22 protein-coding genes are annotated in these 25,682 nt (G+C 60.7%); 13 read left to right on the top strand and 9 right to left on the bottom strand.

The annotated features are described in order from the left end of the window. Positions 1-50: 50 nt before the first annotated feature. The 13 genes from AMC88_RS29995 to AMC88_RS29935 all read left to right on the top strand — a co-directional run bounded on the left by AMC88_RS29995 (position 51) and on the right by AMC88_RS29935 (position 15,310). Positions 51-1,001 (top strand): glycosyltransferase family 2 protein, encoded by a 951-nt coding sequence (locus tag AMC88_RS29995; RefSeq protein WP_004673212.1) that lies wholly within the window; start codon positions 51-53, stop codon positions 999-1,001. After that, a complete protein-coding gene (locus tag AMC88_RS29990) occupies positions 998-2,098 on the top strand; it encodes a glycosyltransferase family 4 protein (RefSeq protein WP_064830254.1) in 1,101 nt (366 codons plus the stop codon). Before AMC88_RS29995 ends, AMC88_RS29990 begins: the two co-directional genes overlap by 4 nt. Continuing rightward, a complete protein-coding gene (locus AMC88_RS29985) occupies positions 2,092-3,234 on the top strand; it encodes a glycosyltransferase family 4 protein (protein ID WP_037114923.1) in 1,143 nt (380 codons plus the stop codon). The genes AMC88_RS29990 and AMC88_RS29985 overlap by 7 nt, the downstream gene beginning before the upstream one ends. Continuing rightward, positions 3,231-5,438, top strand: a complete 2,208-nt coding sequence (locus tag AMC88_RS29980) for a GumC family protein (RefSeq protein WP_004673208.1) — start codon at positions 3,231-3,233, stop codon at positions 5,436-5,438. Before AMC88_RS29985 ends, AMC88_RS29980 begins: the two co-directional genes overlap by 4 nt. Positions 5,439-5,538: 100 nt before the next feature. Then, the gene (gene gmd, locus AMC88_RS29975; RefSeq protein WP_037114922.1) at positions 5,539-6,642 is read left to right on the top strand and encodes a GDP-mannose 4,6-dehydratase; all 1,104 of its coding nucleotides are present in this window, start codon (positions 5,539-5,541) and stop codon (positions 6,640-6,642) included. Between the two features lie 281 nt (positions 6,643-6,923). Next, entirely contained in the window at positions 6,924-7,181 is a 258-nt protein-coding gene (locus AMC88_RS29970; RefSeq protein WP_418314121.1) for a hypothetical protein, read from the top strand. Positions 7,182-7,346: 165 nt separating this feature from the next. Further along, positions 7,347-9,749: an FdhF/YdeP family oxidoreductase gene (locus AMC88_RS29965; RefSeq protein WP_064830252.1), complete on the top strand. Its 2,403-nt coding sequence runs from the start codon at positions 7,347-7,349 to the stop codon at positions 9,747-9,749. 44 nt (positions 9,750-9,793) lie between these two features. Further along, the gene (locus AMC88_RS29960; protein WP_225884111.1) at positions 9,794-10,516 is read left to right on the top strand and encodes a c-type cytochrome; all 723 of its coding nucleotides are present in this window, start codon (positions 9,794-9,796) and stop codon (positions 10,514-10,516) included. After that, on the top strand, positions 10,513-11,511 hold the full coding sequence (gene coxB / locus AMC88_RS29955) for a cytochrome c oxidase subunit II (protein WP_016735647.1): 999 nt from the start codon (positions 10,513-10,515) through the stop codon (positions 11,509-11,511). Before AMC88_RS29960 ends, coxB begins: the two co-directional genes overlap by 4 nt. Then, the gene (ctaD, locus tag AMC88_RS29950) at positions 11,508-13,421 is read left to right on the top strand and encodes a cytochrome c oxidase subunit I (protein ID WP_064830251.1); all 1,914 of its coding nucleotides are present in this window, start codon (positions 11,508-11,510) and stop codon (positions 13,419-13,421) included. Before coxB ends, ctaD begins: the two co-directional genes overlap by 4 nt. Next, a complete protein-coding gene (locus AMC88_RS29945; RefSeq protein WP_064830250.1) occupies positions 13,418-14,020 on the top strand; it encodes a cytochrome c oxidase subunit 3 in 603 nt (200 codons plus the stop codon). The genes ctaD and AMC88_RS29945 overlap by 4 nt, the downstream gene beginning before the upstream one ends. Then, positions 14,017-14,913 (top strand): cytochrome c oxidase assembly protein, encoded by an 897-nt coding sequence (locus tag AMC88_RS29940; protein WP_064830249.1) that lies wholly within the window; start codon positions 14,017-14,019, stop codon positions 14,911-14,913. Before AMC88_RS29945 ends, AMC88_RS29940 begins: the two co-directional genes overlap by 4 nt. 34 nt (positions 14,914-14,947) lie before the next feature. Further along, positions 14,948-15,310 (top strand): c-type cytochrome, encoded by a 363-nt coding sequence (locus AMC88_RS29935; RefSeq protein ID WP_185185218.1) that lies wholly within the window; start codon positions 14,948-14,950, stop codon positions 15,308-15,310. A 33-nt stretch (positions 15,311-15,343) separates the two neighbouring features. Here AMC88_RS29935 and AMC88_RS29930 read toward each other — a convergent pair whose 3' ends face one another. The 9 genes from AMC88_RS29930 to AMC88_RS29890 are packed head-to-tail and all read right to left on the bottom strand — an operon-like array spanning position 15,344 to position 25,672. After that, the gene (locus tag AMC88_RS29930) at positions 15,344-16,258 is read right to left on the bottom strand and encodes a cytochrome c (protein ID WP_064830247.1); all 915 of its coding nucleotides are present in this window, start codon (positions 16,256-16,258) and stop codon (positions 15,344-15,346) included. Between the two features lie 33 nt (positions 16,259-16,291). Further along, the gene (locus tag AMC88_RS29925) at positions 16,292-17,026 is read right to left on the bottom strand and encodes a TIGR04290 family methyltransferase (RefSeq protein ID WP_064830246.1); all 735 of its coding nucleotides are present in this window, start codon (positions 17,024-17,026) and stop codon (positions 16,292-16,294) included. Positions 17,027-17,044: 18 nt separating this feature from the next. Continuing rightward, entirely contained in the window at positions 17,045-18,091 is a 1,047-nt protein-coding gene (locus tag AMC88_RS29920) for a UDP-glucuronic acid decarboxylase family protein (protein ID WP_037145988.1), read from the bottom strand. 11 nt (positions 18,092-18,102) lie between these two features. Continuing rightward, entirely contained in the window at positions 18,103-19,203 is a 1,101-nt protein-coding gene (locus AMC88_RS29915) for a CgeB family protein (RefSeq protein ID WP_064830245.1), read from the bottom strand. Next, positions 19,200-20,291: a CgeB family protein gene (locus AMC88_RS29910; protein ID WP_064830244.1), complete on the bottom strand. Its 1,092-nt coding sequence runs from the start codon at positions 20,289-20,291 to the stop codon at positions 19,200-19,202. Before AMC88_RS29910 ends, AMC88_RS29915 begins: the two co-directional genes overlap by 4 nt. Beyond that, the gene (locus AMC88_RS29905) at positions 20,288-21,418 is read right to left on the bottom strand and encodes a CgeB family protein (protein ID WP_064830243.1); all 1,131 of its coding nucleotides are present in this window, start codon (positions 21,416-21,418) and stop codon (positions 20,288-20,290) included. Before AMC88_RS29905 ends, AMC88_RS29910 begins: the two co-directional genes overlap by 4 nt. 2 nt (positions 21,419-21,420) lie before the next feature. Next, positions 21,421-22,533, bottom strand: coding sequence for a glycosyltransferase family 4 protein (locus tag AMC88_RS29900; protein ID WP_225884110.1), 1,113 nt, complete (start codon positions 22,531-22,533; stop codon positions 21,421-21,423). After that, on the bottom strand, positions 22,530-24,572 hold the full coding sequence (locus AMC88_RS29895; RefSeq protein ID WP_064830242.1) for an NAD-dependent epimerase/dehydratase family protein: 2,043 nt from the start codon (positions 24,570-24,572) through the stop codon (positions 22,530-22,532). The genes AMC88_RS29900 and AMC88_RS29895 overlap by 4 nt, the downstream gene beginning before the upstream one ends. Next, positions 24,569-25,672: an NAD-dependent epimerase/dehydratase family protein gene (locus tag AMC88_RS29890; protein ID WP_064830241.1), complete on the bottom strand. Its 1,104-nt coding sequence runs from the start codon at positions 25,670-25,672 to the stop codon at positions 24,569-24,571. The genes AMC88_RS29895 and AMC88_RS29890 overlap by 4 nt, the downstream gene beginning before the upstream one ends. Positions 25,673-25,682 lie beyond the last annotated feature (10 nt).

Genomic DNA, 25,682 nt, shown 5'->3' with positions numbered 1-25,682 from the left:
ACTTTGCGCTGTACAGCGGTGCATTGTGGCAACCCGCCTGAGAGCGCGTCATGGAGCGGCCGGCCCTCAGTGTCCTCATCAATAATTACAACTACGCTCGCTTTGTCGGGCGGGCGATAGACAGCGTGTTGTGCCAAGACGCACGCAACGTCGAGATCATCGTCGTCGATGACGGCTCGACCGACCAGTCGCGGTCTGTTCTGCAAGCATATGACAGCCGCGTAAAGGTGATCTTTCAGGAGAACGCAGGACAGGCGGCTGCGATCAATACCGCTGTCGGATCAAGCATGGGCGAGATCCTGTGCTTTCTGGATGCCGACGACTGGTGGGCGCCGGGCAAGCTGTCGGCGACGGCTGCAGCGTTCCGCGCCAATCCCCAAGCATCACTCGTCTATCATCGACTGCAGCCAACGCTTGTCGATGGCACGCCGACGTCCAAGCCGATCCCGCGAACCCTGTGTTCGGGCGCTTTGTCGTCGCTACTCGCCAGATCGGCTGGTTGGTGGCCTTTTCCGATGACGTCGGCCATCGCTGTACGGCGGAGCAGTTGGAATGCCGCGGGCAGCATTCCAGCACAGTTCCGCATATCGGCCGACGCTTGGCTCGTGGGCATCTATCCGTTTCTGGGGGACGTGATTGCCATGCCGGATCCGCTGGGATTCTATCGCATCCACAATAACAATTGGTATCGCGCTGCCGAGGATGCGGCCACGCTTAGGAGACGGATGACGCACTGGCAGCAGACCGTCGAAGCAACGAACCTGTTTCTTTCAGCCCATGAACTACCGGCACGACTAAATCTGAGGGATCACTATCCCTATCGTATCGCGTCGGCGAAGCTGCAGGGAGCCGATGCTCTCAGCCGGCTCAAGCTTGCCGTCGAAGGCCTCTTCTTTGCCGGCGAACCGAACCTGCTCAGGCGGACGCGCGACAGCTTGCGCTCGGCGCGCGGCTTGTCTCGCCTCGGTCTGGACGTCGGCCTGCCGGAGGTAGCGAAATGAAGGCGCTGCTGCTCGTTTCCGAACTGGAAGACTATACCATCTCCTTTGCCAGCGGCGTTGCCCAGCACCTCGACGTGGTGCTTGCCGTGCCGCGCCGGCGCTATGCGCATCTTGCCGCTTCCTTCGATCCTGCTGTCGATCTGCACCTTCTGGACTGGCCGAGACATCGTTCTCTCTCCAATCCGTGGTTTCTGTACCAGCTTACGCGTCTGATACGGCACGAACGGCCGAACCTTATTCATCTCCTCAGCAATTCTACGCTTTGGCTGAACTTCGCCGTACCGTTCTGGCGCCCGATCCCGCTTGTGACGACGATCCATGACGTCGAAATCCACCCGGGCGACTCCGATACGCGTACACTGCCCGGCTGGGCCCCCGAACTGATGGTGAAGCAATCCGGGCACCTTATCGTGCATGGCGAGGGACTGAAGCGGATGGTCCTCGACCGATATGCAAAAACGCCGGACTGCGTCCATGTTCTGTCCCATCCCTCCATCCTTCGCTATGCCGAGCTCGCCCGGCGACAGAAGATGATACCGCGCGAAGCGGACGGAACGATACGCGTCCTGCTGTTCGGACGGATATTTGCCTATAAGGGCCTGGAACACCTGGTCCGGGCCGAAGCGATGCTCAAGGACGTGCTTCCCAACCTGCGCGTCACGGTCGCGGGCCGTGGCGACAATCCGGCGATCTTCCTGCCGCTCATGGGGGATGCCGACCGCTACGATATTCGCAATCGTTTTATCGAGGATGCCGAGGTCGCCCAGCTTTTCCTGGACACCGACATCGTCGTGCTTCCCTATACGGAAGCCTCCCAAAGCGGCGTGCTCAATCTAGCCGCCGCATTTGGCAAACCCGTCATCGTTACTGACGTCGGCGAGTTGCGGGAGACCGTTGAGCCCAACGGGCTGGGGATGGTGGTCCCTCCCGGAGATGCAAAAGAGCTCGCGACGGCGATCAGGACGTTGGCGGACAACGGCGAACTCAGAAACAGGTTCAGTGCCAATGCGCTCGATTGGGCCAAGGGACCAAATTCGCCGGAACGGGTCGGCGGCCAGGCCGCGGCAGTTTATCGGGAGGTGGTCGGGTCATGCTGATGGAAGCCCTCACAGACAGCGGCCGGCCGGCGGCACGCAGCGCGGCTAGCGTCCGCCATTATCTTCCGGGCGGCTGCGAGAACGGCGGCGGCATCGGCAGGCTCGTCGGCTATATAACAGAGACGGCGAAAGAGACCGGCGCGAAGCATTTCGTCACCGATACCAGAGGGGCTCAATGGTCTAAGTTGACGTCGCCGGCGCGACTGGCTGGTGCCATCCTGACGATGGCAAAGGACCGGATCTTTGCGCCTGACCGCATTCACCATATCCATATCGCCGGCCGCGGCAGCACGTCTCGGAAACTGATCCTCACCGCGGCTGCCCGCCTGCTCGGGTGCTGCCACATATTGCACCTTCACGACTACGATTACGCCGGCGATTTCGCGCAACGCTCGCCGGGTCAACAACGGCTCATCCGTCGGATGTTTCAGAATGCCGACCGCGTCGTGGCGCTGGGCCAGCGCGATCGCGCGACGCTGACGACCCTTCTGGGTGTTGACGAGCTCCGCGCGGTCGTCGCCCATAATTGCGTCCCCGATCCCGGGACGCACAATTTTCGCGACGGTGGGACACCGTTGATCGTATTTCTCGGCCGGTTGAGCGAACGCAAGGGCGTCACGGAGCTTCTGTCCGCCCTGAGCCATCCGCTTATGAAAGAACTCCGGTGGCGGGCCGTACTGGCCGGCGATGGTCCTGTCGAGCATTATCGCCGTCTGGCTGACGGCATGGCGCTTTCCGATCGGGTCGAGATGCCTGGCTGGCTTGACGCCGGTGAGGCGCGAGCCTTGTGCGCGCTTGCAGATATTCTGGTCTTGCCGTCGCACGCCGAAGGGCTGGCAATGGCCGTGCTCGAAGGATTGTCCCACGGGCTCGCCGTCGTCACCACGCGTGTCGGGGCGCATGACGAAGTCATTACCGATGGCGAGACCGGGATCTTCGTGCCGGTGGGAGACCAGAATGCCTTGGCCGCAGCTTTGGCAAAGCTGGTGTCCGACCAGGAATTGCGCACCCGCCTCTCCGTCCAGGGGCGTGCACATTATCTCAACCATTTCAGTATGATGGCGTATATGCGGTCGCTCGAAAAACTTTACGGTACCGTTTCCGCGAAACCTCAAGCATGGGTTGACGCACGATGACGATTTCTACTGTCCCGCCGGACCGCAACCTTCCGATCTCGTCGATGCGCTATGATCCTCGCGCTCAGGTCGAGACTAAGGCCGACAGCCTGGATCTCGCAGCCGCCTTTCGTATGCTGCGGCGAAGAATGGTCATGATCATTGCGATAACAGTGATTCTGATGGCGCCCGCGGCGATGATGATCTCTGGGATGAAGCCCGTCTACCAGGCCTGGGCGCGGTTGATTATCCACCAGCCTCTCGCGAAATCACTGGGTGTGGAGGATAAAAGCAGCAGCAGTGATCTGCTTGACGCGAAATCGGAGACGGAGCGACTTCTATCCCGAAGTATTGCAGAACGGGTCGTGCGCGAACTGCGGCTTAACCTTCGGCCGGAATTCAATCCAGCGCTGCGGGAGGTCACATTCTTTGAGAGCATACGGACGAAATTGCGCGGCCTGTTCGATCCGAGAAAACCCGCCGAGCCGGTACGCGACGGCATCGACGCGGTCATCCCGGAATTTTATAGGGCACTCGGCGTCTGGCACGAAGACAAGAGTGACGTTGTCCAGGTCAGCTTTACGACGAACGACCCTCAACTCGCCGCCGCGGTTCCGAACCGTGTCATCAGCATCTACCTCGATGAGCGGAAGGGCAGTGTCCGCAGCCGTCTCGATGCAGCGGAAAAATGGATCGTGCAGCGCATCTCCGAACAGAAGGCTCGCGCGGATACTGCTCGCGAGGCTGCCCGAAGCTATCAAGAATCAATGGACGTCATCTCGAAAGAGGACGCACAGGATGAAAGGCTGAAATCACTTATAGAACTCACCGGCCGCGAAGGAAAAATTGAGGAAACCCGGGTTGAGGTAAAGGCCGTGATATCGACGCTTGAGGCAGCCGATAGCGCTTCGGTCGCCGTGCAGAACATCGCCCTCCCGGACGATATTACCTCAAAGCAACGAGATCTTCACGCGCAGGAGGACGATCTTGCCCGTCTGCTTGAATTATACGACGGCAATGCCGAGGCCGTGGTAGACTTGCGCGGGAAGATCGAAAAATCCCGCGCCGACCTCAGCTTTGCGACCAAGCAATATCTTCAAACAATGCGCGCCAAGCTCGCCGCACTTGATCATGAGGCTGCCGCAGTCCAATCGATCTTGGATGTCGCTCATGAGAAACGCGCACGCGACGCCCTGGTGCAGACGGAATTGACGCGACTGCAGCGGATCTCCGACAAGGAACAAACGGCCCTCGAGAAGCTTGAGGACCAGCGCCGTGACCTCGCCGACAAGGCCAAGCTTCCCGGGGCGGAATTGGAAGTCTTATCACCGGCTTCAGTGCCCCTCGCAGCGCAGGGACGCGGGCGGCTTTTCTATCTGGTGAGTGCCCTTCTGGCTGCAATATCGGCAGCGGTAACGGCTGCCTTCGTGATGGAAATGTGGGACCGGTCCATCCGGAGCTTCGACCAAATAGCAGGAATGGCCCGCACGATACCGGCTGGGCTCATCCCACGGCTGGCGCGGAGAGAAAATCCGAAGACGATTTTCGGACAGGTGCGGGTCCCGATGTTCGACGAAGCAATCCGCACCGTGATCCTGACACTCAAACAGTCCAATGGCGGCAAATTGCCGAACAGCATCGTCGTTACGTCGGCTCATAGCGGAGAAGGCAAGTCGCTTATCGCGAGATCGCTGGCGATCGAACTCGCCGCCGCAGCAATTCCGGTGCTGCTGGTCGACGGCGACCTTCGACGGGGAGAACTCGAGTCGTATTTCAAGTCGGGGCTACGGCAGGGATTGAACGAATTCCTGAATGGCCACGCCGATATCCGCGACGTCGTCGACCACCATCCAAGCGGTATCGACTTCATACCATCCGGCAAGTTCAGTCTTCAGCGGCGCGTCCGTTCGAATGGCCTGGCAGAAATCATCGAAATGGCGGGCGCGGCCGGCCGGATTGTCATCTTCGACAGCGCACCTGTGCTCGCCTCCACAGACACCGTGCTTTTGACTGCGCTCGCGGAGAAAACACTGGCGGTTGTCAGATGGGGAAAGACCAGCCGTCGCGCAGTCGAGTTTGGCCTGCAACAAATGAAAAGCCCAAGAAATTCGGAAATTATTGTCGCGATCAACAGGGTAAATCCCGAAAAGCACGCACTGTATAATTTCAGTGACTCTGAACTATTCTCTAGATCGCTTATGAAATACTACAATTTCAAAGAATGACGCATCGCGCAAGATATCCAAGCGGCCAATTTTCTCTGAAATCACAAAAACGATAGAGCAACATCTGCTTCTGCCTATGTATTCGAGTTGGAGAGTAACCATGGATGCCGGAATGAAAAAGAACCGAAAAGTTGCGCTGATTACAGGCATAACAGGGCAGGACGGTGCATATTTGGCCGAACTGCTCCTGGACAAGGGCTATATCGTTCACGGCCTCAAACGACGCTCGTCGTCCTTCAACACCAGTCGCATCGAGCATCTGTACGAGGACCCCCATGTCGAGAATCCTCGCTTCATTTTGCACTTCGGGGATATGACCGATTCGACCAATCTCATCCGCGTCATACAGGAAACGCAGCCGGACGAGATTTATAATCTCGCCGCGCAGAGCCACGTTCAAGTTTCCTTCGAGACACCGGAATATACTGCCAACGCCGATGGAACCGGCACCCTGCGGCTGCTTGAAGCAATTCGCCTGCTGGGGCTGACCAAGAAGACGCGCTTCTACCAGGCGTCCACCTCGGAACTCTACGGCAAAGTTCAGGAAGTTCCGCAGAGCGAAACGACACCTTTCTACCCTCGCTCGCCCTACGCGGCGGCCAAGCTCTATGCCTATTGGATTGTGGTCAATTATCGCGAGGCCTACGGCATGCATGCCTCCAACGGGATTTTGTTCAATCATGAAAGCCCGATCCGCGGCGAAACATTCGTCACGCGTAAAATCACCCGGGCGGCGGCTGCGATCCATCTTGGATTGCAGGAGAAGCTCTATCTCGGCAATTTGGACGCCAAGCGCGACTGGGGACATGCACGAGAATATGTCCGCGGCATGTGGCTGATGCTGCAGCAGGACGAACCAGGGGACTATGTCCTGGCGACCGGCGAAACGCATTCGGTTCGTTCCTTTGTGGACAAGGCCTTCGCCAAGGTGGGCATGCCGATCGACTGGCGTGGGAACGGGGTCGAGGAAAAGGGATACGACAAGACATCCGGTCAGTGTGTGGTGGAAATCGATCCAACCTACTTCCGTCCGACAGAAGTTGATCTTCTGATTGGCGATCCGACGAAAGCGCACACGAAGCTTGGGTGGAAACACGAGACCAGCCTTGATCAGCTGGTTTCGGAGATGGTTCGCGAGGATCTGAAAGTCATGGCAAGAAATGTTCCGTCGGTCGGTGTGACGAAAGGCTTTGCCTACGCCTGAAAAGACCCACGGCCTCGCCGATCAAGAGGGAACGTGTCGCCGACGTGCCGTACGTGCGGCAACGTCAACCGCCGTCGTGCCAGCCTGCGCCTCCCGCATGTGAGGGTAGTCCGCTTCCGGCGCTTCGCAATCAACTGCTTTCTGGCGCGCGTGCTTCGACGGTTGGACGATGACCCGCTCCAACGGCAATCGAAGGGAACGAAATTCAAGCGGTCTGGTTTGGTCCCTGGAAAAGCGCCTGTCGAGCCATGGCGACGAGGCGATCCGAGGAGCAGGTTGTTGTGAATGTTATACGTTTCCCCCGCAGGAGACAGCACTGCGACGATCCGGATTGCGCTTTCTTAAGCAGCGACGCGGACGCGCGACGTCTCTACAAATTCGCCCTTCAGTACGAGATGGATGGCAAGAGCTGGGCCACCGAAATCTGGGCCTATTCCTCCAAAGACGCCGAGGACCGGGTCGCTGCCATGCGGCGATCGCTGACGATGTGCGGCCAGCTCTATGCTGAGGTCGAGGCCGAGGCGCCGACACCACTCTGAGCGCCTGCGCCATGATTGAGCCGTCAGGGATCGTTCATTCGCCTCTCAGTCCCGGCAATCGTCAGGCGCCTCCGCTGGCACGCCTGGAACAGTTTGTTCCCCGGAGAGTTCGGACCGCGAATAACTTGCCGGGGATTTCCGCTTCGGCACTGTGGGGAGCTAGACATGTCAACGAAGTCGAAACATCACCCAACAATCGGAGAAAACACAGGGACGGCGGGCGGCTGGGGAGCGGCGAGAGCTGTCGGAGAAATCCTTCTGCGCGAGCACGTCCCGCGATCCGGATCGTCGCTGCTTGCCCACCACAACAAACCGGACGGCTATATGTGCGTGAGCTGTGCCTGGGCCAAGCCTGCAAAGCCGCATGCGATGGAATTCTGCGAGGAGGGTGCAAAGGCAACTGCCTGGGAGATCACCACGCGCCGGGCGAACCGCGCTTTTTTTGCCGCCCATGCATTGCAGGAACTGGAGCAATGGAGCGATCACGATCTCGAGGAGCAGGGTCGGCTTACCCACCCGATGCGATGGAACAGCGCGACGGACAAATACGAACCAGTGAGCTGGGACGAGGCCTTTGACGAAATCGGCAGAGAGCTGCGGTCCATTCCTCCGCAGCAGGTGGATTTCTACACCTCGGGTCGCGCCTCCCTGGAAACCTCCTACATGTATCAGCTTTTCGCGCGCATCTTCGGCAGCAATAATTTGCCCGACTCCTCGAATATGTGCCACGAAAGCACGTCGGTCGGGCTCCCGGAAAGCATCGGCGCGACCGTCGGCACGGCGATCCTTTCGGACTTCCAGAACTGCGACTGCATCTTCTACCTGGCGCAGAATGTCGCCACCTCTTCGCCCAGAATGCTGCACGATCTGCAGGATGCGGCCGATAGAGGCGTCAGGATCGTCACCTTCAATCCGTTGCGCGAAGCCGGCCTTGAGCGTTTCATCAACCCGCAAATGCCGAGCCAGATGCTGACGGGCCGATCGACGCCGATTTCCTCGGAATATTTCCAGGTGAAGAACGGCGGTGATATCGCAGCCCTGTTCGGGGTCTGCAAAGCCTTGATCGAAGCCGACGATGCCTTGAAGGCGATAGGCGCGAGCAAGGTTTCAGGCTCCGACGCCGTTCCTGACAAACCGGACAACGCTGCGGCAGTCGCCTTTGCCGCTTCCATCGCGGCAGCCGACAAGAAGCACGTGCTCGACCACGATTTCATCAACACGCATACGTCGGGCTTCGAAGAGTTCGCCGACACCGCCCGTCGGCACGATTGGGCCGAACTGGAGCGTGTTTCCGGCCTGACCCGCGAACAGATGATCCAGGCGGCGCGCATCTATGCGCATTCAGAAGCCGTGCTGATGATCTACGGTATGGGCCTGACCCAGCATGTGATGGGCGTCCAGAACGTCCACATGGTCGCCAATCTCGCGCTGTTGCGCGGCAATGTCGGTAAGCCGGGCGCAAACATCTGCGCCGTGCGAGGACATTCGAACGTTCAGGGACAGCGCACGGTCGGAATAACCGAAAAGCCTGCCCTCGTCCCGCTCGACAAGCTGTCGGTACTTTATCACTTCGAGCCTCCGAGATGGGAGGGGCGCTCGACGGTCGATACCTGCAAAGCCATCATGCAAGGGGAGGCAAAGGCATTTGTCGGGCTCGGCGGTAATTTCTTGCGTGCGGTTCCGGAAACGGAGGCGATGGAAGAAGCTTGGCGGAAACTGCGCCTCAGTGTCCAGATTGCAACCAAGCTCAATCGCAGCCATGTGATCCATGGCGAGATTGCCTACCTCCTGCCCTGCCTCGGCCGGATCGAGATCGATGATCAGGCAAGCGGCCCGCAAGCCGTCTCCATCGAAAGCTCGGTGGCGCATTTCCACGGCTCGCGCGGAAGGGCAAAACCGGCAAGCGACGAGCTGCTGTCGGAACCTGCAATCATCGCCGGCATGGCCAAAGCAACGCTGACGAAAGGTCGGGTGCCCTGGGATGAATGGGTCGGCGACTATTCGAAGATCCGCGACGCGATCGAAGCGACCTATCCCGAGACGTTCAGGGATTTCAACAAACGCATGTTCCAGCCAGGCGGCATTCCGAGACCCGTACCGGCGCGGGAGCGAAAATGGACGACTGCGAACCAGAAAGCCAACTTCATCACCCCACCGCGGCTCTTTCCCGAACTCGATATCGGTTCCGGCGCCGGGGAGGTTCTCAACCTTACCACCCTGCGCGCGAACGATCAGTTCAATACGACGATCTATGCCTATGGCGATCGCTACCGCGGCGTGAAGGGGACGAGAAAGGTGGTCTTCATGAACGAGGAGGACATTCTCAGGCTGGGCTTCAAAGAGGGTGACTTCGTCGATCTGACGACGGCCATCGAGGTCGCAAAGATGCGCCGCGTCACAGATTTCAAAGTCGTGCGGCACGATATTCCGGCCGGCTGCTGCGCGGCCTATTATCCGGAGGCGAACCCGCTCTTTCCGCTGGCCCATCACGATGCGAAGGCCAAGACGCCGTCTTATAAGCTGCTGCCGGTGCGTCTCAGCCTCTCCGCCCAATCCTCGCGGTCTTGAACCGGATCTCGGCGATGGGCCAAAGCAAGAACGGAAGCTGGTTTATGGCAGCGACGCTTTTCTGCGTGGCCGCCGCAGCGGCAGCTATCGGCTGGGCACTTCGTCCACGGCAGGATCGAGCCTACCCCGCCGTGTTGGGAGCCGTGGTGCAGCTACCGCCGCCTCCCGACCGAGCAACCGAAAAAAAGCCCGGAATTTGGTTCGCCTCGACAGCAATTCTCTGCGTGTTTGCTATCGGCGCGGTGATCGGCTGGGCAAGGCATCCCAGGCAATATCGCGCCAATCCCCCTGTTACCTCAGCGCTCGACCAGTTCCGGCTGATGCCCGACAAGATCGGCGGGACACCTCCCGACGTCTATTTCGCCCTCGACAAGCCCTATGAAAGCACCGCCTATGATCTGAGCCAAGGCAAGCGTCTTTATTCCTGGTTCGGCTGCCCTATCTGCCATGGAGATGGGCGAGGCGGAACCGGCCCTTCATTTCTCGATGGCTGGTGGCTGTACGGTTCGGAAATGGTCTCGGTCGTGGCATCCATCCGCGACGGACGGCCTCATGGCATGCCGTCCTTCGCCAACAAGATGACGAGCGACCAGATCTGGCAGCTCGCAGGCTACGTCAGGACGATCGGCGCCTATTCGGCACCCTATACTGCGCCAAGCCGGAACGACGACAAACATACCAGACCAGCCGAGAACCGCGCACCGGCGGCAAGCCATTTCGAGGAGGGACCGGCCGGCGTCCGTTCCGATCGAGGTGTTCGGCCTTGAAGATCCCGCGCGCCTCTTCTCTACTCCCCCATCTCCTGTTTCTCTCCAGCTGCACTGGCGATCCGCAATCGGCGCTGAATGCCGATGGACCTTCAGCCATGGAGCTTAGAGAGTTGCTATTGCTGTTCGTCGCGGTCTGCGGCGTCGTCTTCGTGCTGGTCATGGCCGTGATGGCCTGGGCCCTGCTTCGCAGTAACAACCCGGCGCCCGGCAGGCCTCAGACCGAGCGTTCCATGGGCAGGGTCGTAAGCGCGGCAATTGTGGGGACCGTTCTCGTCATAACCTTTCTGACCGTCTCGAGCTTTTACGCCACGCGCAGCATCGACTGGCGCGAGGCTGATCCTGCGACGATCGTCGTTCGAGGCCAGCAATGGTGGTGGCAGTTCACTTATCTTGATGCGGACCCGGCCAAAACCTTTCAGACGGCCAACGAACTGCATATTCCGGTGGGAACCGACGTCCGGCTGCGCCTGGAGGCAACGGACGTCATTCACTCATTCTGGGTACCGAACCTGACGGGAAAGCAGGATCTGGTTCCCGGCCGCGAGAACGGGCTGACGCTTCATGCAGACAAACCTGGCATCTATCGCGGTCAATGCGCCGAATTCTGCGGCCTGCAGCACAGCCACATGGCTCTGCTGGTGGTTGCCGAGGAGCCTGACGAGTATGCCCGCTGGCTGGACGCGCAGCGAAGAGCGGCGGTCGAGCCGGCCGATGGCGATGCCGCGGCGGGCAAGCTGGTCTTTATCAGCAAGCCATGCGCCGCCTGCCACACGATCCGCGGCACCGCGGCGGGCGGCATCTCAGGACCGGATCTTACCCATGTCGGCAGCCGCAGCATGATCGGGGCGGGGCTGCTGGAGAATAGCCGGGGCTCGATCGCCGCGTGGATTGCCGATCCGCAGACGTTGAAGCCGGGAAACAACATGCCCTTGGTTCCCCTCACCAGCGAAGAGCTGCGGCAATTGACCGCCTATCTGAGTGAACTCCGATGACCGGCCAGGCCAATATCCCATCCCCCGCTGATCTGGTAGCCGGCGATGAAGGCGCCGAAGCCCTTCTCAGGCGAACTTGGTCGACGCCGTCAGGGCTGCTGGCGGCATTGTCCACGGTCGATCACAAGATCATCGGGCGGCGTTATATCGCGACAGCCTTCATCTTCCTGCTCCTCGGCGGCGTGCTTGCGCTGTCGATGCGCCTGCAGCTTGCTTTCCCGGAGGCACGCTTCATCAGCGCCGACCGTTACAACCAGATTTTCACCGTACACGGGAGCAACATGATGTTCCTTTTCGCCGTGCCGGTGATGGAGGCAATGGCGGTCTATCTTGTTCCGCTGATGGTCGGAACGCGCAACATCGCCTTTCCAAGGCTGAATGCCTTCTCCTATTGGATATTTCTGGCCGGGGGGCTGCTTCTCTGGATCTCTCTGGCTCTCGATACCGCCCCCGATGTTGGCTGGTTCTCTTACGTGCCGTTGGCCGGTCCGCAATATGGCGCGGGAAAGCGGGTGGACCTCTGGGCACAGATGATCACCTTCACCGAAGTATCCGCCCTTGCCGTCGCCGTCGAAATCGTCGTGACCGTCTTCAAGCTGAGGGCGCCTGGCATGTCGCTCAATCGCATTCCGCTCTTCGTCTGGTCGATGCTGGTGACGGCCTTTCTCGTCATCCTGGCCATGCCGGCGATCATGTTCAGCTCCTCTTCGCTCATTCTCGACCGGCTGGTCGGTACGCAATTCTACAATCCCTCGGAAGGCGGCGACGTCCTTCTCTGGCAGCACCTGTTCTGGTTCTTCGGCCACCCGGAGGTTTACATCATCTTCCTGCCCGCCGTCGGCATGGTGTCCGCCATGATCTCGACGTTCACCCGGCGCCCGGTCTTCGGCTATCTGCCGCTTGTCCTGGCGATGATCGCGACCGGTGTTCTGGCTTTCGGGCTTTGGGTCCATCACATGTTCGTTGCCGGTCTGCCTCGTCTCGGAAGCAGCTTCTTCACCGCCTCCAGCATGGCGATCGCCATTCCTGCCGGGACCCAGATCTTCTGCTGGTTGGCGACGTTGTGGGACGGACGTCCCGTCTTCAAGACGCCGCTGCTTTTCATCATCGGCTTCCTGATTACCTTCGTCATCGGCGGAATGACCGGCGTGATGGTGGCCTCCGTGCCGCTCGACACGCAGGTTCACGATACTTATTTCGTCGTCGCACATTTTCATTACGTGCTGATCGGCGGTTCCGTCTTCCCGCTCATCGGCGCGATCTACTACTGGTTCCCGAAGATGACCGGCCGCATGATGAGCGAACGGCTCGGCCGATGGGCCTTCGGGCTCATCTTCACCGGCTTTCACCTGACCTTCTTCCCGATGCACATCCTCGGCCTGCAAGGCATGCCGCGACGCGTCTATACCTATCCGCCGGAATTGCCCTGGGCAGGCTTGAACCTTTTCGTCAGTCTCAGCGCCGTCATCCTGGCTGCCGGCTTCCTCATCTTCTTCATCGACGCGGTGCGCAGCTTCAAATTCGGCCCGCTCGCAGGGCCGAACCCCTGGAACGCCTCGACGCTGGAATGGGCCACATCCTCGCCCCCTCCCCCCTACAATTTCCGCCACATCCCGGTTGTTCGATCCGCCGCACCACTCTGGGCGGACAGAGAGACCTTGCCGGTGGCCACAGGCCTCAGGCTCGACCGACGCGAAGTAATCGTCAGCAGCGTTACGGCCGCCGAGCCGGAAGCGCGGGAAGCCATGCCAGCCAATTCGATCTGGCCGTTCCTGGCGGCGATCGCCACCACCATCATGCTGATCGGCTCGATCTTCACCCCCTGGGCGGTGATCTGGGGAGCGATTCCGATAGCCATCACCCTCACGGGATGGTTCTGGCCGAAGCAAACTCCGGAGGACGAGTCATGAAAGAACGCATCGCGCTCGACCTGTCGAAGCTTCCCCTGCATGGAACGGGCAGCGCGAGCCTGACCTTCTGGGGCACCGGCGCTTTCATGTTGATCGAAGGCATGGGATTTGCACTGACAATCGCGGTCTATTTCTATCTGATGAGCCTGGCGCCGCGTTGGCCGATCGAAGCCCCTCCTCCGGACCTTCTTCCGGGCACAATCCTGACGCTGCTGCTTCTCGTCAGCATCGTGCCGAATATGCTGGTCTCGCGGTGGGCGCAACGCAAGGACCTGCGCAAGGTGCGCCTGGGACTGATCGCCATGACCTTCATGGGCGCGATACCGCTCATCCCCCGCTTCATCGAATTTCCTGCCCTTCATATAAGCTGGGACGACGACGCCTACGGATCGATCACCTGGACGATCCTTGGTCTTCACACCACCCACATCGTCACCGATCTCATCGACACCATCGTTCTCGCCTGCCTGATGTTTTCCAAGCATGCAGACAACACCCGCCGCTACGGCGACGTCGAAGACAACGCGCTTTACTGGAACTTTGTCGTCCTCGCCTGGCTTCCTCTCTACGGATGCATCTATTGGGTGCCGCGGCTATGAGAACAGCAACCACGATCTCCTTTCTGGTGACTATGGCGGCACCTGCGTCGGCCCATGACGGCCATGTCCATTCCGTCTCCTTGCCATGGACCATGGACCTCTGGATCGTTATGCCGCTGGGCCTCAGCGCGGCCTTATTTGCATGCGGCAGCCTTCGCTTCCGGTCTCGATCGGCCGAAAGCCGTCGTGCCTTCGTGCAGCGGGTCGCGACCTTCTGGACCGGCTGGCTCGTTCTGGCCGGCGCGCTCGTCTCTCCCCTGCACTGGCTGGGTGAGCAGCTGTTCACCTTCCACATGATCGAACATGAATTGGTTATGGCAGTTTCGGCGCCGCTCATCGTGTTGGCGCGGCCCTCGGCGATGCTGCTCTGGGGGCTACCGAGGATCGTCAGGCGCCAGACGGCACGGGCGCTTGCTTCCCACGCCGTGCGCAGCACGTGGAACTGTCTCAGCAACGGCACCGTTGCGACTTTGATGCATGGCGCGGCGATCTGGGCCTGGCACGCGCCGGTTCTGTTCGACGCCACGATTGACAGCACGCCCCTCCACCGGCTGCAGCATCTTTCTTTTTTCGCGAGCGCCATCCTGTTCTGGTGGTCCGTCATCTGGAAGAAGAACCGGGGGCTGGCCGCCTGGCATGTCTTTTTGACCATGCTGCATATGAGCATTCTCGGCGCGCTGATCGCACTTGCGCCGAGGGTGCTCTATGGGGTGCAGACGCGAGCCGCCGAGACCTGGGGGCTGTCGCCGCTCGAGGATCAGCAGGTGGCGGGCCTGGTGATGTGGGTGCCTGCAGGAACCATCTACGCCATCGCAGCGCTGACGCTGACCGCGTTGTGGATCAGAGATTCGGCAAAAGGAGGCGCAGGTGGAACGCACATCGTTGCCCCGTAACTCGCTTCGGCCTGCTTTCGTGGCGGCTGCCTGCATGGCTAGCTTGGCGGCAGCGGTGTTCTTGACCGACATTTATCGCCAGCGCTCCGAACGCCAAGCCGCTGCGATCGCGATGACGAAAGGCAATCCCGCACGCGCACCGGCGATCTTCCGCCGCTATGGCTGCGCCGGATGCCACACGATTCCGGGCATAGAGGGCGCCGACGGCAAGGTCGGCGGCGACCTGTCCGGTCTGCGCGAACGAGTCTATATTGCCGGCGTGCTCAACAATTCCGCCGATAATCTGGTCGGCTGGATCGTTACGCCGCAGGCCTATTCGCCGAAGACCGCGATGCCGGCCACCGGCATTTCCGAAGCGGAGGCCCGTGACCTCGCCGCCTATCTCTATGGCCGTTGAGGCATTGAGCGACGGCAAAACCGTTCACCAGATTTACGGATGCGGCGTCGGTCGCGGCGGCAACGACTTCAGATATCGAGCCATGGCGATGCGGTCCGGCTCGGGAAGCTCGGATGTGTTCTCCACGACATCGGCCATGGACCAGCCGACATAACCGTGATCGGGCGTCTTGCCGCTCCGAAGCATTTCGGCGATATCCTGCTCGGACCACGAGCCGATGCCCTCCGGCGTGATGTTCGGATTAAAGCCGACGCCTTCGGAACTCACCCCTCCGGCAAACCGGGTTTTGGGCTTGATTGCGCCGAAGATGTTGCGGGAGGAATGGCACTCGGCGCAATGGCCGAGCGCTTCGACCAGATAGGCTCCGCGATCATGCATCGGATCGCCGAGCGGATTCCCCCCCGGCCGGCCTTGATGAAAGAAGAGCAGCTTCCAGAAGCCGACGAAGCGTCGAATGCGAAAAATCGGATCGATATCGTGCGGCTGCGGACGCTCCGCGACCGGCCGAAGCGTGTGCAGATAGGCATAGAGGTCCTTGACATCGTCAAGCGTCATGCCGGTGTAGCTGGCATAGGGAAACACGGGATAGTAATGCCGTCCCGACGGAGACACGCCGGCAATCAGCGCATTGGCCAGATCGGCGACCGACCATGAGCCGATGCCGGCCTGCGGATCGGGCGAAATATTTGGGACCCGAAACGTTCCATAAGGAGAGGCCAGAGCGAGGTCGCCGCCCAGTTTCAGGCGATCGGGTTGACCCGGTGAAGCATGGCAGGAGGCGCAGCCGCCCGCGGCAAATACCAATCGGCCCCGCTCCGCATCCCCGGGCGTTAATCGAGGATCTCCGGCAGCAAAAAGCGGATGCGGTTTGGTCACGAACCAGACCAAGGTCGCGATGACGAGGATCGCAACAATGGCAAACGAAAACGGTCCCGTACCTTTCAACATTGTGGACCTGCATTGTCCTGTCGAGCGATCGCCTCAAGCGGGCGGCGGCTCGACCATGTAGGGCCGCCGGCCTCGGCGACAAAGATAAACCTCGCGCTCGGGATTTGCCTCCAACACAAATCCGGAGCTTCGCAACATGGCTTCGACCGCTGCCTTGTTCGGGATGAACCAGTTGGTAGGATCGGCCGCATAGCGCTCTTCGACGAAGAACAGCGTCGGGTAGTCCCGCCGGTCGAAAACGTTCCATTCCGAAAATTCATAGTCATCTTGAAGCGGGGCAATCCGCTCCTCGCCCCGCTGCAGACATTGGAACAGCATGAGATCGCCAACCACGTGTTCGTAGAGCAGATCAAGTGCCAGCAACGGATGGCGCAGGTGGTAAAGGACACCCATGAAGAGCACGAGATCGAAGGTTTCGCCGAGTTGTGCAACCTCATAAACCGACATCTGCCTGAACTCGATGTCGAGGGCAAAATGATCGGCGGCGAAACGGGCCTGTTCGAGATAGCGTGGATCACTATCGATGCCGAGAACCCGGCCCGCGTTGCGGCGTTTCATCTCGAGGGTATAAAATCCGGCATTACAGCCGATATCAAGAACGCTGCGGCCTGCAAGATCGTCAGGCACCACATGTTTGAAACCGTCCCATTTGAATGCCGGGTAGTCGCCGAGAAAATGGTCCGGCGCGGTCTCGATCTCCCCCAGCCGCATATTATGGAACCAGGGGCCCAATTCTTTGATACGCCGTTTCAAAGACGGGTTCATCATCGTGCATCCGCCTTTCGATCAGCTCTCCAGGGAGGCGGCCTGCGAGGCCGCCATTCTGCGACGAGAGCGAGGCGCTCCTGTTCGCTTGCGTGGGCTATCGTCCAGATTGGCGGCAAACCAGTCGATTGTATATCGCAGCCCTTCGGCAAGCGGTACCGTCGGCTGCCAATCGAGAAGCTCCATCGCGCGGGAAATATCAGGCCGGCGACGCTGGGGATCGTCCTTCGGCAGCGCCTTGTAGGCGAGCACGGTCCGAACCGCCATCATTGAACGAACCATCTCGGCAAGCTCATTGATGGTGAACTCCCCAGGATTGCCGAGGTTGACAGGCATGCCGGGGTTTGGCCGCACGTTCATCAGGGCTATGAGACCACCGACAAGATCGCTGACATAGCAGAAGGATCGCGTCTGTGTGCCGCTTCCATAGATGGTCAGAGGCTTCCCGGACAGGGCCTGCACGATCAGGTTGGAGACGATCCGGCCGTCATTGGCCTGCATGCGCGGTCCATAGGTGTTGAAGATGCGGGCGACCCGTGCGTCGACGCGCCTGACCCGCAGCATGTCGAAGCAGAGAGCTTCGGCGGCGCGCTTTCCCTCGTCGTAGCAGGCGCGTGGCCCCGTGCAGCTGACGTTGCCGCGATAATCCTCTCGCTGCGGATGCTCGGCCGGGTCGCCATAGACCTCGCTTGTCGAGGCCTGGAGGAAGGATGCCCCGTGCTGTTCGGCCAACGCGAGAAGGTTGCCCGTGCCGGCGACACAGGTCATCATCGTATGAACCGGATCCGCCTGATATTGCGGCGGCGATGCAGCGCAGGCCAGATTGTAGATCTGGTCAAGAGGCTCGTCGATCTTCAGGACTGCACAAATATCCTCTTCGATAAGCCGGAAACCCGGATGGTTCATCAGCGGCCTCACATTGTCCCGCGACCCGGTAATGTAGCTGTCGACGCAGATGACCGTATCGCCGCGGCCGAGAAGCGCATCACAGAGATGCGAGCCGACAAAGCCGGCGCCCCCTGCAACCAGAGCAGTCTTTCCTTTCCGGCGATGATTGACGTGAAGCATCGATACTCTCCTTACGCTGAGATACGGTCCAAAGCTGGATTAGCGGGCAGTTGCGAAAGAGCGCGGGCGAATTCGCGAGCACGCGCAGCCCCCGTATGACTGTTCATCACCACTTTCCTGGCGGCAGCCGCGACCGACAAGCGGTCGCTGTCGGGAAGTTCCCTCAGCAGCGCCACAACCTCTTCCGGCGCGCGCGCTATGAACAGGGCCTCGCCGTCCGGCAATAGCTCGCCGAGGCCGCGCCAGAAGTCGCTGATGATCGGCGTTCCGCAGGCGGCGGCCTCGAAGAGTCGCACACTGGGAGACCAGCCGGCGGCAATCATGTCGCGGCGAGTAACGTTCAGTGTGAATCGCTGCCGGCTGTAAAAACTTGCATGTTCGGCTGGCGCCAGATGCTTGATGCGTTCGACATTGGCCGGCCACTCGATCTCATCAGGAAATTGCGATCCGGCGATGACGAAGCGCATCTCCGGCAGACGGCGCGCCGGCTCCAGGAGGAGATGCTCCAGCGTCGGCTGCCGGTCCGGGCTGTAGGTTCCGAGATAGCCAAGATCCCATGCGGCAGCCTCTCCCGTATTTGCGTAGCGCTCCTGATCGACGGAGCAGTAGAGGGCAACGGCGCTCCGTGCACCGTAGTCCTGCACCAATCGCGCCAGCACCTCTCCTCCTGAGAAGGAGAAGTAGGCGTCGAACAGCGGTATCTGCCGCAGCGCCAGATATTCCTCATCGCCGCGGTCGAGCTTGGACAAGGTCACCGGCGTGTCGATGTCGTAGAAGCAGAGACTTTTCAACTCCAACGCAGCGAGCCTGTCGATCAGCGCCACGCCATCCGGTACATAGGATCCCGCGATAACGGCGTCGGCCTTGCGCAGCCTTTCACCGTAAAGCTCGATCATGGCATTCAGATCGGAATAGTAACCGAGCTCGCAGAAGTCAGGCGAAGCGAGGTCCCTGTGATTGGCGTACCAGGGAACATCTCGCTCCAGGAACAGAACGCGGTGAGCATCCTGCCGCAAGCCTTTGATGAGCGCGCGATAGGTCGTCGCGTGGCCGTTTCCCCAGGACGAGGAAAGCGAAAGGCCGAGGAAGACGATGTCGAGCGGCCTTGTCATTCCGCTGCCTCCACGCGCGCGCCGAGGCGGGCGCGAAAGATCGCATCTACCGTTTCGGCGCGATTGGCGTATGTGTGCTCGGCCAGCACGCGCCGGCGCGCCCGCTCTCCGATTTCCTGGGCGCCGCGGCGCGACAGACCAGCCATCAGGGCAGCCACATCCTCGCCATCGCGCGCAACGAGAATCTCCTCATCGGGCTTAAGGAACAGGTCGATGCCCTGCCAATAATCGGTAATGAGGCAGGCGCCGGCGCCGGCCGCCTCGAAGACCCGCGTCGCGGGCGAAAATCCGGTCTCCGCCATGCTGGCACGCGATATGTTGAGAACCGCCATGGGAGTAACGTTGAAGGCGTTGTGGTCGCGCGTCGGCACGTGGCCGATGTAGTTGACATTCGGCGACATCGGCTTGTCCTGCCAGCCGGAGCCACCGAGCAGGAATTTCCGGTCCCGCAGACGAGAGGCAGGCTCCAGGAAGAAGCGCTCGACCCGGGCCTCCCGGTCCGGCAGGCGATTGCCGAGGAAACCGAGATCGGCGCCAAAGCGGCCGTCCTCCGGTACCGGATGATGAGTTTGCGGGTCGAGCGCATTGTAGACAGGAATGCATTCGGCTGCCCCGATGGAGCGGTATGCACTCACGACAGGATCGCCGCCGCCATAGGTCAGCACAAGATCGATCTTCGGGAGCGCTCGGCCCAACGGGTGATCGGGATCGGCCCTGAGTTCGGCAAGCGTTGCCGGGGCATCGACGTCCCAGAAGATTTTCAGGGCTCGCGGTCGCGCGTTGCGAAGGACTTCCTCCAGCAGCAGATCGTCTTCGAAACCGACGCCGCTCGCCTTGACGACAATATCGGCCCTGGCAGCTTCGCCGGCAACGGTCTTCAATGCGTCGATCGTTCCCTCGTAGACGACGACCCTGCACCAGTCCGGTGGATCGATGTCGCGGTTTTTCTGCCGATCGTAGACGTCGGGCTCGTAGAAGGTGATCTCATAGCCTTTCCCCGCGAGCGCCCGCAGCAAGCCGCGATAGTAAGTGGCGGCACCATTCCAATAGGCAGAGACGAGGCTAGAACCATAAAATGCGATTTTCATTCCGCCGCCTCCCATGGCTGAAGCTTCGCAGTGACCTTGCTCGTGCCGCAGTTCGCCAGAATTTCCAGCAGTTCATCAACGCGGTGCCGGCAGGTGTGACGCGCCTTGATGGTCGCAAGACCGGCTGCAGCGAGGCTCGCGGCGAGATCTGTATCGAAGAGGACGGCACGCAGGCTCTTCTTCATCTCCTCGCCATTGCCGACGGGCAGATAGTCCCGGGCTGGGGTGAAGAGATGCTCGACATCAGCCCAAGGTGCCGAGATCAGGGGTATGCCGCAGGCTAGTGCCTCGAAGACCCTGATCGTCGGAATACCGGGCAGGTGCTCGACATAAGGTCGCCGCGGGATGTGTACCGTCACTTTGTGGCGAGCAAAGGCGGTCGGAACATCGGCGTTGGCGATCCAGCCGCCATAAGCGATGCCGGCGTTGCGAAGTTCATCCAGCGCATGGTCAGGGTAGCGAACGCCGCGAACCATCGTCTTCAGCGCCAGATCTCTGGCGGGCCGGATCAGGAACTCGGCAATCTCAGCCGATCGCTCGTCATCGCCCCAATTGCCGATCCAGATGAGGTCGCCTGACTTCTCGACATCCGGCAACGGCCGAAACAGCGCGTCGTCCGCTGCCTCGTGCCAGGTGAAGACGGACTTTCCCCAGCCTGCACGAAGATAGCGCTCACGCAAGGTCTGCCCGAAGGCCAGCACCCCGTCGTAGTCGTCAAGCATGAGCGACGCGATGTCCCCTTCGGCCGAGACGGCCCGGTGATGCGTATCGTGAAAGAGCAGGGTGAAGGCCGCGCCTTTGCGCCGGATGCGCCCGAGGCTCTCGACCAGTCGCGGTGCCGTCCACTCGTGCACGATGACGACATCGGCATCGCCAAGTGCCGCCTCGTGGTCGAAAGCCTCGTCGTAGAAATCCGAGCGATGCTGCGGAAAGACCTGATGAAAACGCTCGACGGCGGCCGGCCCTTGATCGCTGACGAGATTGGTGCGGCTCCAGGCGTCTTCCGGCTCCAATGCCAGCGTTTCGTGACCGCGCCGCTGGAGATCCCGCATGACGCCGCGAAGGAAATGTGCGTTGCCATGGTTCCAGTCGGAAATCAGCGAATGGGTATAAAAGACGAACTTCATGATCATTCCGCTGCTGTTGAAAAGGGGCGGCCAAACATGCCGGAGTAAATTCCGCACATTGCCTTCGCTTGAGCGTCGAGACTGAAGCGCTCAGATCGCACGCGCGCTTTCAATCCAAGCGTAGCGCGCCGTTGCGGATCATCGGCAAGAGTGTTGAACGCATCGGCAAAAGCCTCAGGATCACGCGGATCGGCAAACAGGGCGGCGTCCTCCCAGATCTCCCGATAGGTCGGTATATCCGCGAGTACCAATGCCGCGCCCGCCCTCGCCCCCTCGAGAGCTGCAAGGCCGAACGGCTCGTAGATCGAAGGCGAAGCCACGATGGCGGCCTGCCGCATCGCGGCTGCCATCTGGGGATGCGGAAGCTCGCCGCGATGGTCGGCATGGCGAAACTGCATCGATTGTCCGTTAGGACCGTTGTTTGCGCCGGCCGCCACCACGGGCCAGCGCGTCATGCCTGCCGCAGCATCCAGAACCGCGGCATTTTTCCCGTCATCCCACCACCGCCCGGCAGCGAGAACGAAACTCCGCTTCGGTTCCTCGGACGTTTGAAGAGCGCTCGCATTGTGAACGACCTGGAGGTCCGCGATTGGCCCGTAGACGGCTTGCATCGCTGCGGCATGGCTGCGACTCGGCGCTATCACGGCATCCGCGCGCGCAAAACCGGCCTGGTTGAGCCGATATTGCCACTGCCAGTCCTGCGGCACCTGGCTTCCGCGAACGGCGGCGAACCAGGTGACGACGCAGGAATGGCACGCCGCCATAACCGGCAGATCCGTTTGCATGTAAGCCGCATGCGACGGCAGATTGAGATGCAGAAGGTCGGCCTCTTCGCGGCGAGCAAGATCAGCAATCAGGCGTGGGACGTGCGCAACTGCCTTTTCGTTCTCCACCATCCAGTCGAGAGGCGCGTCCAGCCAGACGAGTTTGCCGATCTGGTTTGCCTCGGCCACCTTTTCCTTGCCGGGGCTGGGACCAAGCCCTGCGAAGACCATCTCAACCTGCTTCGGCCTCAGCGCCGCGGCGAGATCCATGGCATAGCGCCAGACGCCGCCCACGGCATCGACCGTCATCACCACGCGGCGATGCCCCTTGTGTCGCTCCCGTCGGATCATGCCGATACCTTCCGCTTTTCCCTGGGGATCTGCCGACCGCCGAAACGATTGACAATCAGCCATTCGGCGAGATGCCGCAGGCCGTCTCGCCATCCAATGCGGGCCTCCCAGCCGGTTTCGCGTTCCAGCTTTTGCGTGTTTGCCACGAAATAGAACTGGTCGCCGGCGCGCCACGGGCCGAAGCTCGTTGCGACGGGACGTTCCGTCAGCTCTTCGATCGCGCGCAGCACCCCCAGCACGCTGACGGCGTTACGCGGCCCCCCGCCCAGATTGAAGGCATTGCCGCTGACGCGATCAATATTCGCAAGCAACGACCGATAGGCGGCGACGGCATCGTTCACGTGGAGGATGTCGCGCACCTGCTTACCGTCGCCGTAGATGGAAATGGGTTCTCCGCCAAGAGCCCGGATCAGGAAATGCGCGACCCAGCCCTGGTCCTCGGTGCCGAATTGGCGAGGCCCATAGATGCAGCTCATGCGCAGCACCGCGGCCGGTATTCCGAAGGACTTGGCGTAGTCTAGAATATATTGGTCGGCAACGCCTTTCGAGCAGCCGTAGGGAGTGCAGAAATCGAGGGGGCGGTCCTCGCCGATACCTTGCTCCCTGACGATTTCGCTCTCGGGAAGGTAACGATCGTCGAGGTCGATCATGCCAAGATCATCAAGAGCACCATAGACCTTGTTGGTGCTGGCGAAAATGACCGGCGCGCGCCTGCCCGCCTTACGCACCGCTTCCAGGACATTCAGGGTGCCGCGAGCATTCGTTTCAAAATCCTCCAGCGGATCGACGAGGCTCGTGGTCACAGCCGTCTGGGCAGCATAATGAAAGACAGCCTTGGCATCACAAAAGGCAGCTTCGATCCCCATCAGATCACGAACGTCCGCAAGAACCGGATGCACCCGCTCCCCGTGCCGTTCTATCAGCCAGGAAAGGTTCTGATCGACTCCCGATCGTGCCAGGCTATCCAGAATGACGACGTCCTCCCCGTCGTTCAGCAAGTTGTCCGCCAAATTGCAGCCGACAAACCCGCTCCCGCCGGTGACAACGATCGGCGCGGCACCGGAGGCGATTCGAGGGGTGGCAAGCGCTGCGACCGCCTCCAGCCTGTTAACACCTCCCTCCATCAGGAGACGGGCAAGCAGCTTCGGCTTGTTGTCGTGGGTGACCGCGCCGAGATGATAATGCCGCGGGTCGAACCACAGGCCTTCCTGAACCGGAACATCCGGCGGTACGTCGCGCCAGGAATACCAATACATGCGGTCGGCTGGGACAGTGAGCGCCTTCATGAAGCGTCGCGCCTGCTCGATCTCGTCATTGCGCCATGTGGAATAGCCGGCCTCGGTAATCCAGATCTCGGCATGGGCATTATAGCGATCGATAATCCCGCGCATCTCGCCCAGATGCATGTCCCAACCGCCCCAGGTCGCCTCTTCGCTATCCCAAGTCCCGGGAAAGCCGTGGAAGCCGACGGCATCGACGACACCGAGCACGCCGCGTATGCCCATCAGGTTGAGCCAATATGGATCGAAGGGGCACGGGCCGCCAAGCACCGGTTTGTAGCCTCGCTGCTTGGCCCAATAGGCGGCGCCGCCTATCATCTCGCAGAAGAGCAGAAAATCGCTGTCCTGGCGCCAATCCCAGTCGAGCAGATTGTTCGGCTCGTTCCAGAGTTCGATATGACGAAAATAGCCGCCGTAACGGGTCAGGATATGATCGACGAAGTCGGCATAGGATTTGAGATCGACCGGCGCGCCGGAGGACTTGCCCGTCCGCGACAGGGATGGCGGCGTGTAGTGGATGCAGGGCAGAAGATCGATTTCGCTGCCGACGCGCGGGATCAGCCAATCGAACCATTCCTGGCCGCCCGGCGCGAGATATTCCGCCCAGGATAGATGTGTCCTGAGATAACTGGCGCCGCTCGCCAGAATATCCGGCAGCAGTGTCTCGGCCCGCTCATGTTCTCCCGGTCTGAACCATTCGACGAAGCCGAAGCGCCGAGTCTCCCGCTGGCTGGATCCTCGAGAACCGGTCCTGTTCATGAAACCAGCCCCCGTTCTTCCAGTTGCCGCTTCATCTCGGCGCCGCGGTCGATCGCCCCCGTCTGCCGGACCCAGTCGACGAAAGGACCGAGCGAATTTTCGAGATGGTATCTGGGCTCGAAGCCGAGCAGTTCACGTGCCTTGGAGATATCGGCAAAGCAATTGCGAATGTCGCCGGAACGCGCCTTGTTCATAATATCGGGGGCGATCTCCGGAACGCCCATCGCGTCGGCAAGAAGCGTTGCGACGTCGGCGATCGAATAGGCCTGGCCGCTGCCGATATTGATCACTTGGCCCGATGCCGCGGGCTTCTCCAGGGCAAGCCGGAAAGCCCTCGCCACATCGCGCACATGGACGAAATCGCGCCGCTGCTTGCCGTCCTCGAAGATCATCGGCGGCTGCCCGTTGGCCAGCCGCGAGCCGAAATTTGCGAGCACGCCGGTATAGGGGTTGGAAAGGGCTTGGCCGGCGCCAAAAACATTGAAAAGACGCAGGGCAACGGCATCCAGACGATAGGCTTCGCCGAAGATCAGGACCTGTTTCTCCTGAGCATATTTCGTCAAGGCGTAGATCGAAGCCAGATCGACCGGCTTCTCCTCGTCGGTGGCGACGGGGGTCAACGGCTCATCATCGGGTCCGAGCGGATCCCATTCGCCACGCTTGGTATGATGGCTTCGCCGCCTGACATATCCGAGCCGTCTGCCGCCTGCGGTCAGATAAAGCCCTTCTCCATAAACGCTCATGGAGGAAGCGACGACGATCTTTCCGACAGGCATGCCGATCATGGTTTCGAGCAGCACTGCCGTTCCGAGGTCGTTGCAGCCGACATAACGGGCAATTTCATACATTGATTGCCCAACGCCGACTTCGGCGGCAAGATGGATGACGCCGTCGACATTTGCGAGCGCCGCGCGCACTGCGTCCTTGTCCCTGACGTCACCGCGAACGACCTCGGCACCCTCCGGCACGACAATCTCGGCGTCGGCATGCACCTGGTCGATCAAGGCATCGAGGATGCGCACATCATAGCCGCTTTGCAGAAGTTCTTCAGCAACATGGCGGCCAATAAAGCCGCACCCACCTGTTATCAAGATCGTCATTATTGGATCC

It is taken from the genome of Rhizobium phaseoli (assembly GCF_001664385.1).
GTDB lineage: Bacteria > Pseudomonadota > Alphaproteobacteria > Rhizobiales > Rhizobiaceae > Rhizobium > Rhizobium phaseoli.
The sequence above is the reverse complement of the archived record's forward strand: the minus strand, read 5'-3'. Positions and strand labels throughout refer to the sequence as shown.